At 53.4% G+C, this 19,080-nt stretch carries 15 protein-coding genes; 11 read left to right on the top strand and 4 right to left on the bottom strand.

Going from position 1 to position 19,080, the window contains the following annotated elements; translation table 11 throughout:
• Positions 1-462: 462 nt before the first annotated feature.
• Both MKY12_RS20990 and MKY12_RS20985 read right to left on the bottom strand, forming a co-directional pair.
• On the bottom strand, positions 463-2,052 hold the full coding sequence (locus MKY12_RS20990) for a response regulator (RefSeq protein WP_339314932.1): 1,590 nt from the start codon (positions 2,050-2,052) through the stop codon (positions 463-465).
• Positions 2,053-2,112: 60 nt separating this feature from the next.
• Complete coding sequence (locus MKY12_RS20985; protein ID WP_339310610.1) at positions 2,113-3,900, bottom strand: sensor histidine kinase; 1,788 nt, start codon at positions 3,898-3,900, stop codon at positions 2,113-2,115.
• Between the two features lie 212 nt (positions 3,901-4,112).
• On the opposite strand from MKY12_RS20985, the gene MKY12_RS20980 reads away from it, so the two are divergent.
• The 6 genes from MKY12_RS20980 (at position 4,113) to MKY12_RS20955 (ending at position 11,933) form a co-directional block, all read left to right on the top strand.
• Positions 4,113-5,465 (top strand): extracellular solute-binding protein, encoded by a 1,353-nt coding sequence (locus MKY12_RS20980; RefSeq protein ID WP_209871469.1) that lies wholly within the window; start codon positions 4,113-4,115, stop codon positions 5,463-5,465.
• Between the two features lie 85 nt (positions 5,466-5,550).
• Positions 5,551-6,441: a sugar ABC transporter permease gene (locus MKY12_RS20975; RefSeq protein WP_036731631.1), complete on the top strand. Its 891-nt coding sequence runs from the start codon at positions 5,551-5,553 to the stop codon at positions 6,439-6,441.
• A gap of 12 nt (positions 6,442-6,453) precedes the next feature.
• Positions 6,454-7,278, top strand: coding sequence for a carbohydrate ABC transporter permease (locus tag MKY12_RS20970; protein WP_036731633.1), 825 nt, complete (start codon positions 6,454-6,456; stop codon positions 7,276-7,278).
• Positions 7,279-7,396: 118 nt separating this feature from the next.
• A complete protein-coding gene (locus MKY12_RS20965; RefSeq protein ID WP_339310609.1) occupies positions 7,397-9,400 on the top strand; it encodes a beta-galactosidase in 2,004 nt (667 codons plus the stop codon).
• A gap of 303 nt (positions 9,401-9,703) precedes the next feature.
• On the top strand, positions 9,704-10,975 hold the full coding sequence (locus tag MKY12_RS20960) for a glycoside hydrolase family 30 protein (protein ID WP_339314930.1): 1,272 nt from the start codon (positions 9,704-9,706) through the stop codon (positions 10,973-10,975).
• 310 nt (positions 10,976-11,285) lie between these two features.
• Positions 11,286-11,933, top strand: a complete 648-nt coding sequence (locus MKY12_RS20955) for an elongation factor G-binding protein (protein ID WP_036731637.1) — start codon at positions 11,286-11,288, stop codon at positions 11,931-11,933.
• A gap of 81 nt (positions 11,934-12,014) precedes the next feature.
• Here MKY12_RS20955 and MKY12_RS20950 read toward each other — a convergent pair whose 3' ends face one another.
• Together MKY12_RS20950 and MKY12_RS20945 are read right to left on the bottom strand one after the other, a co-directional pair.
• Positions 12,015-13,001 (bottom strand): hypothetical protein, encoded by a 987-nt coding sequence (locus MKY12_RS20950; RefSeq protein WP_339249753.1) that lies wholly within the window; start codon positions 12,999-13,001, stop codon positions 12,015-12,017.
• A complete protein-coding gene (locus MKY12_RS20945; protein ID WP_339249751.1) occupies positions 12,979-13,899 on the bottom strand; it encodes an AraC family transcriptional regulator in 921 nt (306 codons plus the stop codon). The genes MKY12_RS20950 and MKY12_RS20945 overlap by 23 nt, the downstream gene beginning before the upstream one ends.
• A 156-nt stretch (positions 13,900-14,055) precedes the next feature.
• On the opposite strand from MKY12_RS20945, the gene MKY12_RS20940 reads away from it, so the two are divergent.
• From MKY12_RS20940 to MKY12_RS20920, 5 genes are read left to right on the top strand one after another with little or no spacing between them, the layout of a single operon-like run.
• The gene (locus MKY12_RS20940; RefSeq protein ID WP_339249749.1) at positions 14,056-14,295 is read left to right on the top strand and encodes an acyl carrier protein; all 240 of its coding nucleotides are present in this window, start codon (positions 14,056-14,058) and stop codon (positions 14,293-14,295) included.
• Complete coding sequence (locus MKY12_RS20935) at positions 14,292-15,635, top strand: hypothetical protein (protein WP_339249747.1); 1,344 nt, start codon at positions 14,292-14,294, stop codon at positions 15,633-15,635. The genes MKY12_RS20940 and MKY12_RS20935 overlap by 4 nt, the downstream gene beginning before the upstream one ends.
• Before the next feature lie 16 nt (positions 15,636-15,651).
• Positions 15,652-16,773 carry a UDP-glucuronosyltransferase gene (locus MKY12_RS20930; protein WP_339249745.1) on the top strand — a complete coding sequence of 374 codons (1,122 nt, stop codon included), beginning with the start codon at positions 15,652-15,654 and terminating at the stop codon, positions 16,771-16,773.
• Entirely contained in the window at positions 16,773-17,966 is a 1,194-nt protein-coding gene (locus MKY12_RS20925) for a radical SAM protein (RefSeq protein WP_339249743.1), read from the top strand. The genes MKY12_RS20930 and MKY12_RS20925 overlap by 1 nt, the downstream gene beginning before the upstream one ends.
• Positions 17,963-18,988, top strand: a complete 1,026-nt coding sequence (locus MKY12_RS20920; RefSeq protein ID WP_339249741.1) for a Gfo/Idh/MocA family oxidoreductase — start codon at positions 17,963-17,965, stop codon at positions 18,986-18,988. The genes MKY12_RS20925 and MKY12_RS20920 overlap by 4 nt, the downstream gene beginning before the upstream one ends.
• Positions 18,989-19,080 lie beyond the last annotated feature (92 nt).

Here is a 19,080-nt window from a genome sequence, read left to right as displayed (position 1 = left end):
AGCATTTTGGTCATAGTACAGCAATTTCGGTCAATAACTCAACATTGGCTCTTTAGTGCCACCAACATACAAGCAGGCCAGCAGCTTTCCTTTGGAGAGGCTGCTGGCCTTTCGAGGCTCGTGGACCAAAATGTATGTTAAAAACCGATCACAATTGGCCTGGATGCGGCGAGTGGGGCAAATGTAATCGAAAAACCGATTACAATTGGACTGGATGCGGCGAGTGGACCGAATGTAATCGAAAAACCGATCACAATTGAGCTAGGAGCAGCGCATGGACCAAAATGTATGTTAAAAACCTATCACAATTGGACGGGGTGCGTCGTGTGAGCCAATGAGGAGCTTGAAACAAGAAAAAGCCAGACCCAATCCAACCTCCCCAAACAAACCCGCCCCACACCCTGCACGCATATGAAGCATCCGGTGCAGAGAGTGGGGCGGGCCGTAAGAGCAGTTAGCCATTTACTCCGTATTGCTGCGGAACTGATTGGGCGTGAGACCTTTATACTTTTTGAACACCTGATAGAAATATTTCGTATCATTATACCCGGACTGCAGCGCGATATCCTCGATCCGCATTCCGGGATCTTTGAATAGCAGGCAGGCATGCTCGATGCGGACCTTGTGCAGATAATCGATGAAGCTGATCTTAAGCTGCTGCTTGAACAGCAGGCTTAAATATCCCGGGGTAATGTAGATCTCCCTGGCGACGATCTCGCGGTTGATATCCTTCATGAAGTGCTCGCCGATATAGCCCTTGGCCGCTTCGAGCAGCTTGTTGCTGTTCTTCTTGGACGTCAGATGCTCACTGACCCGCTGGGCCGTCTCTAACAGCGACTGGAACAGATTATCCAGACTGGACCGGGACAGGACATGGATCAGCTCGGTCAGATTCTGCCCGAACACCTTGTTCACGTTGACATTGTTCTCGATGCATAATTTATAGAGCGCGAAGAACAGGGCGAAGCTCGATTTGATCACCTGGTCCCTGGACACCGTCTCAGGCTGCAGGGCTACATTGAACAGCGTGAGCTTATCGGCGATGTCCCCGGGAGAACCGCCGCGTACCGCCTTCAGCACCTCCTGCTCCTCATGCAGGGGATAGGAGGATTGAGAGGACTCGGCATCGAATTCGCCACTGTACTCCACGATTTTAGCAATTCCGGTGTAGTTGGTTGTATTCAAGGCCTGGCAAGCCTCCACGAACGAGTGGCGCAGATGCTCAATATTCTTGTCAATACTTCCGATCCCGGCGGATACGGTGAACTTCAGGAAGCTGGCGATATTCTCCTGAATAATCCGGATATAACCGCTTAATTCCTCCTGATCCGGCAGCTCGTCCATATTGAGAATTAGCACAATATCGTCCTGATGCTCGAAGGCAACGCAGAGCACAGCCTCCGGCAGCGACTCCTCGCAAATATTCTTCAGCCCGTACTTCAGCAGCTCCGTATCCTCATGCATATACTTCTCATGCAGCAGCTGGAAATTGTCGATGCGCAGCAGAATGATGCCGTACAGCAAATAGGGGAAAACCAGCTGGTTCATCTTCAGATTAGCCAGCAGCCGGGAATACGCGGGACTCTCGGTGAGAATGAGCTGGCTTAACGTCTTTTCCTTCAGCAGGGGTAGACTCTCCCGGAACCCTTGCCGCAGATGCTCAAGCGTGGTAATCTCCAGCTTCTCGGATTGAATCTGCTCCGTGATGGCCAGAACCGTGCTCAGAATCTCCTGCCGGCGGCTCGGCTTCAGCAGATAGTTACTGACCCCGGATCTTATGGCTTGCTGGGCATAGGCGAAATCATCGTATCCGCTCATAATGACCGATTTGACGCTGGGGTATTTCTCGGAGACAACCTTGATTAACTCCAGGCCGTCCATTTGCGGCATCCGGATATCTGTTAGCATGATATCGACGGCATAGCTATCCAGGAGTTCAAGTGCCTCAAGACCGTCTCTGGCTTCGCCTGCAATATGGATGCCGTGCGAATGCCAGTCAATCAGGGTCCTTATGCCTACCCGCGCCCGCTCCTCATCATCCACAATAATCATATTATACAAGGGACATCCCCTCCAATCTGTATTCGTATTGTTTATTCGCTCTGGCTTCGTCTATTCTTGCATGTCAGTTACAATCACCGGAACTACGATCTCCACCCGCGTGCCTTCTCCGGGGACACTGGAATAGTTCAAGGCATAGTCACCTTTATAAAAATGCTTCAGCCGTGCCTGGACATTCTGCACCGCATAGCCACCGACATCCCGGGCCGTGTAGACATCCGTCTCATCAGGCATGCTGAGAATCTTTTGCAGCGTCTCCTCGTTCATGCCGCTCCCGTTATCCTCAATCACGAAGATCAGCTTCTCTCCGCGGCGTTGTCCGCTGATGCTTACCCGTCCGCCGCCGCGCTTGCGTTCAATGCCGTGGATCAGCGCGTTCTCAATGAACGGCTGCAGGCTGAGTTTCAGGATGACATAGGCGTACAGCTCCTCAGGAATGTCGATCACATACTCGAGCGATTCCTGGAACCGCATCTTCTGGAGCGACAGATACAGCTCAATCAGCTCTTTTTCCTTGGCTACGCTGGTGAAGCTCTTGCCCTGGTTCAGACTTAACCGGAACAGCCGGGAGAGGTTGATCACCATCTCGCTGATCTTGTCCTGCCCTGCCGCCTCCGCCTCCCAGAAGATCGTGTCGAGCATATTGTACAGAAAATGGGGGTTGATCTGCGATTGCAGCGCCTTCAGCTCCGCTTCCTGCTCCTTTAGCTTCAGCAGATAGGCATCGTCCACCAGCGCTTTGATGTTGCCGACCATATTATTGTAGCCCCGGCTCAGCTGGCCGATCTCATCCCAATATTTGATCTCCACCTTCTCCTCGAACTGCCCGTTCTGGAAGCGCCGCATCGACAGCAGCAGCGTCTTGATCGGCGCTGTCAGGAAGGAGGAGAAGAACATCAGCAAGGGAATGCTAAGCACCAGGCTGGCTAATACCATCACAAGCACTGCCGATTTAATGGAATTAAGCTCTTGGGTCAACGAACGGAGCGGAACACTGTACAGGGTGATCCAGCCATCCTCGTTGATGTTGTAATTCAGCAGCGTATCCTTGCCCTCCAGGCTGACGATGGTGTTGCCGGAGAGAATGCCGGCATTGGCCTGCTTCATCACGAAGTCTACGGCTTCGGGGCTATAGGTCTCTTTGCCTGCCGACAGCAGCTGTGCGCCCTGTTCACTCAGAATGAGGATGCCGTGATCCTTGTCATACAGATTCGTCAGATAGGTTCTGCGGATGGTCTCCAGATTAATGCCGACGAATACAAAGCCGATCCGGTTCCCGTTCACAATATCGCGGATAATCCGGGTCATGCCGAGCTTGTCATTACGGTTAGTCTGAATGAATACGTTATTCTCTTCTGTCAGCGGGAACCAGTAGGAGGCACCGTTTAAGGCAACGGTCTGTTTATAAGTATCATTTGAGGTAATTTTGCTCAAACTATACGCACCGCTGCTGTCATCGGTGGCAACCTGAAACAGCGGCTCGGACAAGCTGCCGTACAGAGCCAGATAGTCGAAGCTTCCGGTCACCAGCATCTGGTTCATGATCGACGCGGTGGGTCCGTTATAGAGCTGGTTCTCGATCTTCGCCGAATCCGGGGTATTGCTCCGCAGAGTGTCCTGAACGACTGGAGCGAGGCTGAATACCGTGACCCAGTCGGCTAACGTCTTTTGCATACGGGCGAGATTACTGTCGATCTGCTTGAGCACACTCTGGTTTGAATTGCTCACCTTATTGATAATCTGCTGCTTGGAGATCTTATAGGAGTATGCGCCCAGTGTGCAGGCCACCCCGGTGATCAGCAGGAAGATCAGTATGGTTATCTTGTATCGCAGGTTCATATTCAAGTAGTAGCGCAGCACAGGATCACTAACCTTTTTGATTTTTATCTTATGCGTAATGCCGAATATACACAAGGGAGCTGACAAGCGAAGTCGACAATTTTCAACATTACTCTCTTTTTCTCTACTGACCCTGACTCTAGTGCTCTGGTACGATGTGTTCAGAAACAAAGAAAGCAACCCACGATCAATAACAATTAGGGGGAAATGACATGGTTATGAATTCAAAATCCACACGTAATATACTGCTGGTTACGGCCCTTGCGGCAGTCTCGGTGCTTAGCGCATGCGGAGGCGGCAATGACAAGAACAATAATGCAGGCAGCAGCACGAACGGCGGTACAACCGGCTCTGCGGACAAGGAAGTAACGCTGCGTCTGTTCTCGAACCTTCCCGACCGTAAATCCGGCCAGGGGCTGGCAGAGCAAATGGTAATCGACAACTATATCAAAGCGAACCCCAATGTCAAGATCGATATCGAGACCCTCGCCGAGGAGCCGTTCAAAAACAAGCTGAAGGCGTACATGGCCTCCAACGAAGCGCTGGATGTGACCATGGTTCACGGCGGAGCAGAGCTGAATACGCTGGTACAAGCCGGCTATGTGAAAGAGCTGAACCCTGCAGAATACGAAGGGGACACCTACAAATTCCTGCCGGGCGTCTACAAATCATTCACCTTTAACGACAAGCTCTACGGCTTGCCCCGCAACAGTGACTATGAAGTGATCTATTATAACAAAAAGCTGTTCGATGACAACGGCATCAAGATTCCTACCACCTATGCCGAGCTGCTGGAAGCGGGCAAGCAGTTCCGCGCCAAAGGCATTGAGCCGATGTCGATGAACGGTAAGGACCTGTGGAGCTTCGCGGCCTTCTTCCAGGATCTTGTCGTACGCCTCACCGGCGATCAGAACCTGATGCTGGATGCGGTAGCGAAGAAGAAGAATTTCACTGGCGATGAGAATTTCACCAAAGCTGCTGAGCTGCTGGCCCAGGCCAGAGACACCAAGCTGTTCCAGGAATCGTTCATGACAGCGGACTACGGCGCTTCCCAGAACCTGTTCACGCAAGGCCGGGCTGCTATGTGGTATATGGGCTCCTGGGAAGCAGGGATGGCAACGAATGACAAGCTGCCGGAAGACTTCCGCAACAATGTGAATGTACTGAAATTCCCGGTTGTCGAAGGCGGCAAAGGCAAGGACACCGATCTTTTGGCCTGGAATGGCGGAGGATATTCACTGGTGAGCAGCTCGAAGCATCCTGAAGAAGCCAAGAAGTTCTTCGATTATATGATGTCTGCCGATCAATGGGCCAAGATTGTATGGGATACCGGAGCGGCTGTACCGGCACAGAAATATGAGCTTACCGGCAAAGAGAGCGAGCTGCAGAAGCAACTGACTGAAGTTCTGACCGGGGCTACCAGCACAGCGGGTTCTATCGCCCTTGACTCCGGTACACCTAAGTTCAAGGATGATGCACAGAATGCCTTCGGCAAGTTCTTCGCTGGCGGGTCAACACCTGAACAGCTGCTGGCCGATCTTCAAAAGGCTGCGGAAACACAATAACAGATCACCACTATAGAGAATGAAAGGAGACGGGGCGGGAAGCATTCTTGCCCCTCTCTAATCTTAAGGATGGAGTTGGAGTTCCATGCAAAAAGTATTTAACAACAAAATGGCAATCTTTCTGTTCGTCTTTCCGGGGATTCTCCTGTTCGCCCTGACCTTTCTTGTGCCAATTGTGCTCAGCGCATATTACTCGTTCAGAGACACTTTGTCTCCGGGAACACCCTCGGCATTCATCGGATTCGCCAACTATACAGAGCTGCTGTTTCACGATTCCAGGTTCTGGCTGGCACTTAGAAATGCCGTACTGCTCGGTTTGGGCTTTATCCTGATCCAACATCCGATTGCCATCTTTTTTGCCATTATGCTGGACCGCCTGGGCGGTAAGGCAGAGAAGTGGTTCAGAACGATTTTCTTCATCCCATGTGTCATTTCTGTAGTCGTTATTTCAAAAATGTGGTTATCCCTGCTTGACCCGACCTTCGGCGCCTTCAACAAAATGCTGGATTCCCTGGGACTCGGCTTCCTTAAGCACGCTTGGCTGGGGGACAGCAGCACTGCGCTCGTCTCCATGTTATTCATCCTGATCTGGGCCGGCTTCGGCTGGGGATTGCTGTTCTATTATGCAGGACTCAAAGGCATTCCCGATGATATGTATGAAGCCGCTTCACTGGACGGAGCCTCCGGCTTCCGATTGCACTGGCGGATTACCGTTCCGCTGCTGTCACCGGTTATTACGGTGCAGATTACTTTGGCTATGATTACCGCCTTGAAACAGATGGAGACCGTGTTCCTGACCACTAACGGCGGTCCCGGCGATTCCACCCAATTCCTGGCCGTGTATCTCTATAACAAGGCGTTCTCGGCAAGCCAATACGGTTATGCCAACGCCATCTCGATTCTGTTTATTATTGTCTGCCTGCTTGCCACCTATCTCAGTAACAAACTGACCCGCAGTGATGCGACGGAATTCTAAGGAGGACTCACCATGACAAAAAGCACAAAAACCATACTATGGGTGTTCTTCCTGATCGTCGCCCTGGTTCAGCTGTTCCCGCTCATCTGGCTGGTAGATTTCTCATTCCTCAGCAGCAATGAATTCTACTCCTCCAGCGTCCTGAAATGGCCGAGTGACCCCCAGTGGCAGAACTATATCAATGCCTGGGTGGACGGCAAATTCCTGCGCTACTTCATTAACAGCGCCTTCGTTACCTCCGTAACCATTCTGTTAACGGTGATTCTGTCCCTTACGCTCGGCTATGCCTTTACCCGGATGCAGTGGAAGCTGCGCTCAGTCTTCTTCACCATTATCCTGCTGGGGATTATGATTCCGATTCATGCGACCCTGTTGCCTAACTTTGCCATCTTCAAGGCGCTGGGCTTGACGAATTCCTATCTCGGGCTGATCCTGCCATACACCGCAGTGTCTGTACCGCTGGGAACCTTTATCCTGACCGGCTTCATGCGTAGCATTCCTAGAGCAATGGAAGAGTCCGCCGTGGTAGACGGCGCGAATATTTACCGGATTGTCTTCCAGATCATTGCACCGCTTACCGCGCCTGCACTGGTTACGGTCATCGTTACAACGTTCCTGAACTGCTGGAATGAATTCATTATGGCCTCGACCTTCCTCAGTAAAGATGCGCTGAAGACGCTGCCCTTCTCGGTCATGAACTTCGCCGGCCAGTATTCCTCAGACTATGGCTCACAATTTGCGGTCATGGTGCTGACCTCGATCCCGGCTATTGTCATCTACGCTATCTTCAACGAACAGATTACCAAGGGCGTTACTGCGGGCGCGGTAAAAGGCTGATCTTAAAGCGGACCAAACTCTAAGCGTATGCTATCAAAACTCTAAGCGAATGCTTCCGAGCCAGTTTTGCGAAGAGATTCAGGATGTGTATGCTATCAAAACTCTTAGGAGGATTATAATGGATCACTTGTTATACGGCGTTGCTTATTATGATGAATACATGCCTTATGACCGTCTTGCGCAGGACATCCAAATGATGAAGGATGCGGGCATTAATACCGTCCGGATTGCCGAATCCACCTGGAGCACACATGAGCCGCAGAACGGGGTATTCGACTTCTCCTCTGTACGTAGAGTGCTGGATGCGATGCATGAGGCCGGAATTCATGTCATTGTAGGAACACCTACCTATGCGGTTCCGGCCTGGATGGTCAAGGAGCACCCGGAGGTGCTGGCGGTCACCGTGAACGGGGAAGGCAAATATGGTGCCAGACAGATTATGGATATCACCAGTCCGGCGTATCTGTTCTACGCGGAGCGGATCATCCGCAAGCTAATGGCTGTGGTACATAAGCATCCGGCGGTGATTGGCTACCAGATCGATAATGAGACCAAGCATTATGAGACAGCCGGACCGAACGTCCAGCTTAGCTTCGTCAAATACATGAGGGAAACCTACGGAACGCTCGAAGCCATCAACCACCAGTTCGGTCTGGATTATTGGAGTAACCGGATCGACAGCTGGGAGGACTTCCCGTCCATGACAGGGACAATCAACGGCAGTCTGGGTGCGGAATTCGCCCGGTTCCAGCGGGGACTGGTGAATGAGTTCCTGACGTGGCAGGTCGGAATTGTGAATGAGTATAAGCAGCCGGGGCAGTTCACCACACATAACTTCGATTTCGAGTGGCGGGGCTATTCCTTCGGTGTTCAGCCTTCGGTAGACCACTTTGCGGCTTCGCAGCCTTTTGACATTGCCGGTACAGATATTTATCATCCGTCCCAGGACCAGCTGACCGGTGCCGAGATTGCCTTCGGGGGAGATCTGATCCGCTCGCTGAAGCAGGATAATTACTTCGTGCTGGAGACGCAGGCGCAAGCGTTCCCGGAGTGGACGCCATATCCAGGACAGCTGCGGCAGCTGGCATTCAGCCATCTGGGCTCAGGGGCTTCGATGGTCGCTTACTGGCATTGGCATTCGATTCATAACTCCTTTGAGACCTACTGGAAGGGGCTGCTCAGCCATGACTTCCTGCCTAACTCGGTGTATAAGGAAGCTATGACTATCGGCGCGGACTTCAAGCGGTTAAGCGACCAGCTGATCGGACTGAAGAAGACCAGTAAGGTGGCCGTTATGGTCAGCAATGAAGCGCTGTCGGCGATCGAATGGTTCAAGCTGCCGGGAGGATTGATCTATAATGATGTGGTCCGCTGGATGTACGATGAGCTCTATAAAATGAACATCGCCTGCGATTTCATCCAGCCGGGCAGCCCGCGCCTAAGCGAGTATGAGCTGGTTGTGGTTCCTGCGTTATACGCCGTCTCCGATGAAGCGCTGCAGCAGTTGAATGACTACGTCCGCAGCGGCGGCCATGTAGTCTATTCCTTCAAGAGCGGGTTCACCGATGAACAGGTGAAGGTTCGTCATACCGCACAACCCGGGATCATTCATGAGGCCTGCGGGATTGCCTACAGTCATTTTGCCACACCGAATGCGGTTACGGGACTTACCGGCAAGCTGTTCCCTGAGGGAGCCGAAGCAGGCGTTCACACCGTCCGCACCTGGATGGAGATGATTGTTCCCGGTTCAGCGGAGGTGCTGGCCAGCTACGATCATCCCCAGTGGGGCGAATATGCTGCCGTCACTAGAAATACCTTCGGCGAAGGAACAGCCACCTATATCGGTTGTATGACCGGGCCTGCCGCACTTGCAGAGATCCTGCGCGATACGCTCCAGCTGGCCGGATTATGGGGAGCAGACCAGCAGCTGTCGTTCCCGCTCATCGTGAAGTCCGGTGTGAACCAGCAAGGCCGCACTATTCGTTACTACTACAACTACTCAGCCCAGCCGCTCAGCTTCAAATATCCGTACGAAGCCGGAACGGAACTGCTGTCCGGCAATCCGGTGGCACAGGATGAGGAACTTACCCTTGATGCTTGGGGCGTAATGATTATTAAATAAACATAACACTGGAGAACTTAATGAAGAGCGAAAAGGAACGGAGGGGAAATTTGGAACTGTAGGAGCGATAGCGTCCGCCTTTGTGTTTGAATTTCTACCGCTAACAGCGGTTCTAATCAGGAAATCCAAACACAACAGCGGCCGGAGGGCCAAATGTTCACCGTAGTGACGACCAAGCTCCCAGTCCAAACCTTAAGTGTGTTTTATATAATAAACATCTACAGCATTGGAGGCATAAGCGTGGACGTGACAGGACAAGTATGGATATCGAGTACAGAAAATGAGCCTTGGGTATCCCATCCCCTGGAAGCCACCACTGCCGAAGCAGTGGATCTGGCGTTCACCGGACAATTGCATCAGAATATCGAAGGGTTCGGCGGATGCTTCAATGAGCTGGGGTTCGAGGCGCTCAATCTCCTCGCGGACGAAGACAGAAGCGCTGTGCTGCATTCGCTCTTTCACCCGGAAGGGGATCAGCGATTCAGTATTTGCCGCCTGCCGATCGGGGCCAGCGACTATGCCCTGGAATGGTACAGCCTGAATGAGACCGACGGCGATTACGCCATGGAGCATTTCTCTATCGAGCGGGACCGCAAGTATCTGATCCCCTATATCCGCGAGGCTCTCAAGCTGAACCCGGAGCTGAAATTATTCGCCTCCCCCTGGAGTCCGCCAACGTGGATGAAATTCCCGCGCGTCTACAATTACGGCACCTTGCGCTGGGAGAAGGATATTCTGGAGGCCTATGCGCTCTACTTTGTGAAGTTCGTCCAGGCTTATGCTGAAGAGGGAATTACCATTCATCAGGTACATGTACAGAACGAAGTGGTGGCCGATCAGAAATTCCCTTCCTGCGTATGGACCGGCGGGCAACTGCTGGAATTCATCCGGGATTATCTGGGGCCGGCTTTTGAACAGCATGGACTTGCTACGGAGATCTGGCTGGGCACGATCAACGCACCGGAGCCTTGGGACGAGTGGATGAAGAAGAAGGACAGCAGCTTCGATGCCTATGCCCATACAGTATTAAGTGATCCTGAAGCTTACAAGTATGTGAAGGGAGTCGGCTACCAGTGGGCAGGCAAATACGGCATCCAGCGTACGGTACAGGCCTATCCTGAACTGCGTTATATGCAGACGGAGAACGAATGCGGGGACGGGGAGAACACCTGGTTTTATGCCAAATACGTATTTAATCTGTATCAGCATTATTTCACTAACGGTGTGAACGCGTATATCTACTGGAATATGGTGTTGCTGCCTAAGGGGCGCAGTACGTGGGGATGGGAACAGAACTCCATGATTACTGTAGACCCGGGCGGCGTTCAGGCAGTGCATAATCCCGAGTTCTATGTCATGAAGCATTTCGCCCATTTCGTGGGTCCCGGCTCCAGCCGAATCGGCCTCAAGGGCAAATGGAGCGGAAATGCAGTCGCCTTCGAGACGCCGGAGGGCAGACGGGTCCTAGTCATTGCCAATCCGTTCAAAGAATCGCGGACGGTTACCCTCTCGAATGACGGCACGCATTACGAGCTGGAGCTGGATGCGGAATCTTTTAATACCCTTTTGCTATAAAATAAACAGTAAAAACCGGCTCCACCATCCGCCGTCATCCCAGGGCATCTGCTGTGCACACCTATAACAATTGGAATTGTTCCGACCGTAATTTCCTGCTATAATTTTGGCAGGTTAGTTGATAGGGGGTTACACGGATGGCAACGAATTGCTCATTAGCTAGGGAGTCCTCATGCAGAGCCTGATCCGGGGCGATACTTTGCGTGGGGCGCGGCAGGACAATCTTGATCGCCCAAACAGATATATCGTTTCTAATCGCAGGCTCTGCACCTTATTGCTGTAATCAATAATAATAAGGGGCTGAAGAGCTGTGAAACCAACATTTATTAGAAACCATCAATATAATTATATTAAGAAACAAGCGGATTTTGTGCTGAAAACACTGCGTTCGGTAGCGGACCGCCGTGTCCTGGAGACCGTAAGATACAGCGCCGAGCTCAACGTGACGGGGGCCTTCGCTTCACTGACCGCCGAGCAGGAGCAGATGCTGCGGGCCATCTCCACCTTCGAGAAGGCCGAGGACTTCCAGCAGTATACCAGCGGGCTGGAGCCTTATCTGGAGCCGTTTCCGCCGATTACGCTGAAGCAGATTCAGAAGCTGTTTCCCAAGAATAAAAAGATGAAGCTGCCTGACCTGCAGTCGTTTGATTTCCGTTATGTCACGTATCTGGCCTGGGCGGACATCGCCACGAACAAGCTGTTCATCGTCTATCCGCATGAAGGGCAGTTCATTGGTGTGGAAGGCCGGATGCTGCCGATGCATAAGAAGGGCTACTGCCTGTTCTGCAACCGGCAGCAGGAGCTTGCCTTCCTGACCGTCAAGACCAAGCCGGAGCTGGCGGCGGCAGATAATTTTGCTTCCGTGGGCCAGTACGTATGTTTGGATAATCAGGGCTGCAATCAGAGCATTACGGATATAAGCGCGCTGGAGCGATTCGTCCTCTCGGTGCGCAAGTAGCAGTATAGTTAGGTTAACAAGAGCAGAGCAGCGGTTCCCGGTTGGGGGCCGCTGCTCTATTTGTTTTGTATAGTAGAGGAGCTATCTGCTAGGCTGCGTAGTCATAGCCAAATCTACCAGTTCCTCCAGAAGCTGTTCTTCCAGGCGGATGATCTCACACATATTCCTGTGAAGCTTCACCCGCGCGGCGGGCTTGTTGCCCGAGCACATCCCCTTAATCATGAACTGATTGATCAGATCCCACTGCTCGCCTGCCTGACGGTAGTCTTCAGCCGCCCGGGAGAGAGCAGGCGCCGGGCCTTCCCGCTCCAGCAGCTGCAGGAATTGGCTGAACCGGATTCGGCTGATCGGCAAGGCGTTGGCATAGATTTTGAAGGCCGAACTGGCTTCGGGTGAGTTATCAGGCTGTATCCCTATTTCCAGATAGGCCTGGGCATACGCCCTGAGCTGGACGCCCACTTGATCCGGCCGAATCTGTTGGGCAGGGCTGGTAAGCACCTCTTGAAGAATCGTCTGCCAATCTGAGCAGGAACGGGAGACTTCGCACCGCCCGAATAAGGCATAGAAATGACAGGCCCCTTCAAGGATGCTGAAATCTATCACTTCAAGATCCTTACCATAGTAAGCATCCGTTAGATAGATCAGACTCTTCTCCCTGTCCAGGCCCACGGCAAGACAGGCATGGCTCGTATGCAGCCTGCGGTAGGCTACACACCAGGGACAGTCATAGGAATCGAAGCCAACCAGAACCGGCATGCCTGAGGACAGCTGATTCTCCAGCAGGTCAAGCATATAGCTTCTATCCATTGCCGGTTCAGTCCGTTCTATATAACTGAAGGTAAGGCCATGATACGCGGACAGATAGCCGGTATTGATCCGGGGCAGCCGTATCCGCTCAATCAAAGGCTGGTCCGGGGCTTGCGGCTCATCCAGGAACATCTGCCAGGCATCGCCGTACATGCCTTTGCTGTCCAGTCCCTGCCACTGTGCTACAGACTGGATGCAATCATCAATACAGCTGCGCAGCTTAGGGTAGTGGGTACTTTTAACAGGAGCAATGTTCAACACTGCTCATCATCTCCTTCGCCGAGCAGAAGTGGCTGTGCAGCCGGTCGCGATAAGAAGCGGGAGTCATGCCGCTGAATTGGCGGAAGAGCCGGTAGAAGTATTTCATGTCGTAAATGCCGACCTCAAGGGCCACGGACTGGACGCCAAGCTTCGTGAACAGGAGCAGGATACAGCTGTATTTCATCCGGATCTCCTGGAAGATCTGGATGTAGGACCTGCCGGTCTTATTCTTAAGCAGCCGCTGGAACTGGCGGGAGCTCACCGCAAGCTGGCGGCTCATCTCATTCAGCGTGATCCGCTCACTATAGTTACTGATCATATATAGGAGGACATCATGCAGCGGGTCATACTGCGGTCCCGGGCGTTCGGCGAAGGGAGTGTCTGCTGCGGGCATAATCAGCTTGGCCAGCTCCAGCAGCGGCGGGTATAGCCGCTGCTCATCCATAAGCGGGCCAGAGTTCAGCATCCCCTGCAGCCGCCCGAGCAGGAAAAGGATTTCCTTATTCTTCTCCCTGTATCCGAACCATTGCCGCACCTCCAGAAGCTTAAGCAGCGGCAAGAGGACCTCTTCGGATAAGGGACCCGGCAGCTCTCTGAGCACACTGTCTAGCCCGGGCCTGAGCATACAATTCAGGATCAGCAGCGGCTCGGTACCGCTCAGATCCTGCGGATGAAAGACATGGGATATCCCCGGCGGAATCACTAGAACATCCCCCTGCACCACCTGCATTTTATCCTCACCTGCCAGATGAATGCCTGTCCCTTGAACCACGTAGGCCAGCTCTACGAAATCGTGCTGATGACGTACGGAAGTGACCGTATTTTGAGTCAGGAGCATTTGTACGGGTGAAGAGGAGTCGAATAAATAATCCCCCGTAAATACCGGAAAAGCTTCCATAAACAAACCTCCGTTTCCTGCTTCCTTATGTTGGATGACTGGAATCCACCCTAGTATATCTCAATATTTTGGCGCATTCAACCATATATTAACAACTTAAAATTTGGTATATTCATGCTATTCATTCCAATTCCGCAACCTGAAAGGGGTAGACACATGCAGCAAAAAGTCATTGAGATTATTGCCGAAATCAAGGAGGAACCAGGTTTGCTTCAGACGCTCAGCGGAGCTTCTGACCTGACCCTGGACGCCGCACTTGACTCCCTGCAGATCATTAATTTTATTCTGAGAATCGAGGATGAATTCAATATAGAGGTAGATTTCGACACCTTTGATCTGGAGCATCTGAAATCAGTGGACCGGTTCTCCGCTTATGTCGCCGGGCTTGCCGTATGATGAGGAATGCTGTGCACTGCGGCAGCCTGGAGTCGGAGCGGTACTGGCGGGAGGAGGATCTGGCCTCCTTGCCGGCCATTCCCGATGCGAAGGCGCTGGCTATCGTGCAGGCGATGGATGAAATGCTGTTTGTCTTTTGCGGGAGCGGCGATGTGCTCTTAACCCGCCAGGGGATGAACCGGGCACAATATGACTATCTTCAATCGCTCGGTTATGCTTTCAGCACCAATATGGATGCGCTCCGCCTGGAGACAGTGGAGTCTGTTCCCGCACAGGCGGCGCTGAATATATTTGAATTGCTGGGCCGGATGGACGCCGGGCAGGAACCGGACCGCTTAATACCGGAAGGAGCGCTGCTGGAGCCCTTCGCCGTGCTTCCCGGGACACAGGAGGCGGTTAGCCGGTACAAGCTTTTGCCTACGTTGCCTGATGAAGAGATTGTACGGGCGGTGAATACCAAGAGCTATTCTACAGCGATGCGTGACCGGCTGGGGCTGCCGAATATTGCGTTAGTGGTCGATAGTCTGGAGGAGCTGCTGCAATCGGGACAAGCACTGCTGGAGAAGGGAGCTTTTCTGATCAAGGATGAGTATGGGGTATCCGGTAAAGGGAATCAGCTGGTGGATTCAGAGCGTATGCTGCGCCGGATGGCCGGGCATCTGGAATCGAGCCGCAATCAGGGGAAAAGAATCCGGTTTGTCCTTGAGCCTCTGCTGGACCGGGAGACAGACTTCTCCTGCCAGTTTCAGATTGATCCGGAAGGCCGGGTCACCCTTTTGTCTGCCCAGCAGCTGGTGAACCAGGGCTTCGCCTTCGGAGAATCCCGCTCCCCGCAGCCGTCTCTGCTGGACAAGCTGGACAAGGAAGGCTACTGGGAGACCATGCACAGCATAGGCCGGGAGCTGCACGCTGACGGATATTACGGTGAGGTGTGTGTTGATTCCATGCTGCTGCGTGACGGAAGCCTGGCGCCTCTGGTAGAGATCAATGCCCGCAAGTCGATGAGTCTGATCAAGCATCATGTAGACCGCCGGTTCAAGCAGGAAGGTATGCACACATGCCTGATACAGGTACCGCTGGCGGCTATGGGCAAGGTTCATTATGAGGAGCTGCTGGAGCGGATGGAGGAGACGGGGATTTTATTCTCGCTGCGGGCAGGTGAAGGTGTGATGCCCTTGACCTCTAGCGCGCTCCAGCCGCTGGACCCTTCCCGTGCTGCCGGTTCCACGAAGGGCAAGCTGTATGCAGCCTTGACTTACCGGAGTGAAGACAGCAAGCAGAGCCTCATCCGTACGCTGGATGAGTCTCTCATGCGCACAGGCTATACTATCCTGCGATAAAGAAAGGAACCCCCCAATGAATAACACCGTGACGATTCTATGCTCAGGCTTTGGCCTGGGCTTCTATGTCCCTGGTCTGCTGCTGGAACGGAAGTTCACAGCGATGGGCCTTCAGGCAGAGGTTGAAGTGTTTGAGGCCTTAATGCCTGACCACAAAAAGGAGCAGACAGACAACAGCCGCAGGGCATACCAGCAGAGCTTTGCTGTCGCCCTGACCTCACAGAAAATACCGTCCGATATAAGAAACAGCCTTGATCCCGCAGCCGTTGAGCATTTGCTGCAGCAATGGAAGCAGGAGGAACGGCAGCACTTCATCGTCTTGTCCGGGCATTGGGTGCATGTTATGGACCAGTACCGTGAGCTGGCGGGGGTAAGCGTGTATGCTGACCTGCTGTATATTGACGCTGACCTGTCGCCATCGTGGAAGAATCTGCGCAAGCTGAATCCGGCTTACGCGGAAGGCTACCATGAAGTAAGTATGTATGATCCCGGGATGCAGGAGATTCTGTGCAGCATCGATGCCGGATCTGGGAAAGCACTGCCTGCTGCGGCGAGGAACGGGCGGCTGGTCGTTCATGGGGGCGGCTGGGGAATCGGAACCTTCCGCGAGAAATTTGACGCGCTGGAGTCGGCGGGGTACGAGCTGGATATTGCCGCTTACAGCATTGAGGAGATCGGCGGGCCTGTCCGCGGCAGACGTTATTATATGAATGATCCGCAGTGGCGGACCTGGACGAAGGATGACAGCGGGCAGTATACCTTCCCGCCGTTTGCAGAGGTAACCGGTAACCGGACAGAGCGTTTCCCGCCCTGTCAGAGCTACGGGGAAGGGATGTACGGAGTCATCCGGCAGGCGTCCGCAGTCATCAGCAAGCCGGGCGGCGGCGCTTTGATAGATTCCCTGGCTTCGGGCACACCGCTGGTGCTGCTCGACCCCTTCGGCCCGCATGAGAAGATCAACAGTGATCTGTGGGTCGGGCTTGGTTACGGTATTACTTACGGGGAGTGGGCCGAGTCAGGATATGATGATGATGTACTTCGCAAGCTGGCGAATAATCTCAGAGCCGCTAGAGGTCAATACCCGGACTATGCGGCAAGCTATGCCGAACAATTATCCACAGCAGGAGGGAGAAGCTAATGCAACCAACCAGCAGAGTGAGCCTGGACGAGCAGTCCTTCGAGGCATTGAAACGTACGATCAAGAATGTGGTGGTTCCGCACAGGGAACGCAAGCATGATCCCGGCTTCAAGACAGTGATGCCAGAGATTATGTCCCTCAAGCTGACCAACCGCTGCAATCTGCGCTGCAAGCATTGCTATCAATGGAATGAATCCGGCTACCATCATGATATGGATACCGCTGAGCAGAATCTGGATATGGATCTGGGAATGATCCAGAGGCTGCTGGAGGAGACGGATGAAGCGCAGTCCCGCCTGTATTTATGGGGAGGCGAGCCGCTGTTTCACCGGCAGGCCAAGGAGATTCTGGACCTTCTTAAGGAGCATCCCCGCGATACTACGATCTGTACCAATGCCTACATGATCCCTAAGTTCGAGGAGGAACTGTGTGCAATCTCGGACAATCTGGAGCTGCTGATCCCGATCGAGGGGTTCCAGGAGGAGCATGATTTCCTGCGCGGCAAAAATTCGTTCCAGAAGGTCATCGACGCCGTTGACCGTTTGCTGGAGCTGCGCGAGCAGGGCCGCTTCCGCGGCCGGATCTCAGTGCATAATGTGATCAACGACAATATGATCGGGAGATTATATGAGCTGGTGGAGTTTTTTGAGCAAAAAGGCGTCGATCTGGTCCTGCTCTGCTTCCCATGGTATATCTCGGAAGACACCAGTTTTGCGATGGACCGCTTCTACAATGAACACTTCCAGTGGCTGGCCGAGCTTCCGCCGGATCACCGGAGCAGCTGGCATGCGTTCAAATACCATATCAAGCCGGAGAATATCACCAGGCTGACCGAAGATCTGCGGCGGATTAACAGCAATACCTGGCACAATACCCGAATCCGCTACCAGCCGGGTCTCGATTTTGATGAGATTGAGGATTTCGTGGCCGGGAAGCCGATGGCATCCCGCAGTACCTCCAAATGTCTGGCACTCAGCACCCGGGTGGATATTGCCCCGAACGGGATGGTGAGTGCCTGTAAATTTTTTGGCGAGCTGGCGATTGGCAATGTGAATGAATACTCGCTCACCGAAATATGGAATTCAGCGCGCTATGACCGGCTGCGGCGGATTCTGGACGAAGGCCTGTCCCCGGCCTGCTCCAAATGTAATGTGCTGTACCTCAACACCTATGCTGCGCTGGCTCAGATATGAGCAGTGTGGTAGAGGAGCCAAGCTATAAGCTCGGCATTCTGGGCGCCTCGAGTATTGCGGTTCCAGCGATGCTGGAGCCGGCACGGATAGTGGACAAGGTGAAGATCAATGCGATTGCCAACCGTACCTTGGCGAAAGCGGAGGCTATGGCCGAGGCGTACCAAATTCCCTATGTGGCGGCTAGTCTGGACGAGTTGCTGGAGCTGGACGATCTGGATGGAGTATATATTGCGCTCAGCAATGAGCTTCATACGCAGTGGGCGATCCGGGCCTTGAATGCGGGCAAGCATGTCTTGGTGGAAAAGCCGATCTGTCTCCATCCTGAAGAAGCGGAACAGTTAAGGCTGGCGAAGGACAACCCTGCAGCCCCGAAGCTCACCGAGGGGCTGATGATTGCCTGTCACCCCTGGCAGCAGGCGCTGAAGGGCATCGTCGATTCGGGCGAATTCGGCGCGCTGCGCAGGATCAGCACCCGAATCTCCGTTCCTGCCAAGAACAGGCATGCCGGCAATTACCGGAGTGTCAGGGGGAAGGGCGGAGGTGCTTTTGCCGATCTTGGCTGCTATTGGTTGCAGTTCGTGCAGACCCTTGCTGGTCTACAGCCGGAGGAGATCCTGGCGCAGTCGGCCTTTGACGGGCCGGATGGCTGCGATTGGACCTTTCAGGCGGCGTTGCAATACAAGAACGGGCTGAGGGCCGAGTGTCTCACTTCCTTTGAGCTGCCATTCCGGGCCTCGCATATCCTGTATTTCGACCATACCGTGCTGACGGTCCCCGATTTCTTCCGGCCGATCAAGGGGTTCTATAAGCTCAAAATCCGGCATGATCTGCCGGACAACCGTACCACCCTATGCGAATTCGAACCGCTGAACTATTATGTGGGCCAGCTGGAGGCTTTTGCAGCGATCATGAGCGGGCAGCAGGCCGAGGGCCTGAGTGCTACCTGGGAACGGGTGCAGCTGCAAGCCCGGATCATGGCTGAGGCACAGCGGCGCCGGGTCTCTGAGGTGCTTCCACTATAGCGATTGTGCTAGCAGAGTGAGACCATTGACAGCAGCTGCTTCCAGCAACAGCAAACAGCGACTCCCTTTGTGGGGGACGCTTTTTGCTGTTC

This window comes from Paenibacillus sp. FSL M7-0896, from assembly GCF_037975415.1.
Classification (GTDB): Bacteria; Bacillota; Bacilli; order Paenibacillales; family Paenibacillaceae; genus Paenibacillus_AQ; species Paenibacillus_AQ silagei.
Note: the sequence above shows the minus strand (reverse complement) of the source record. Positions and strands in the feature narration are given on the sequence as shown.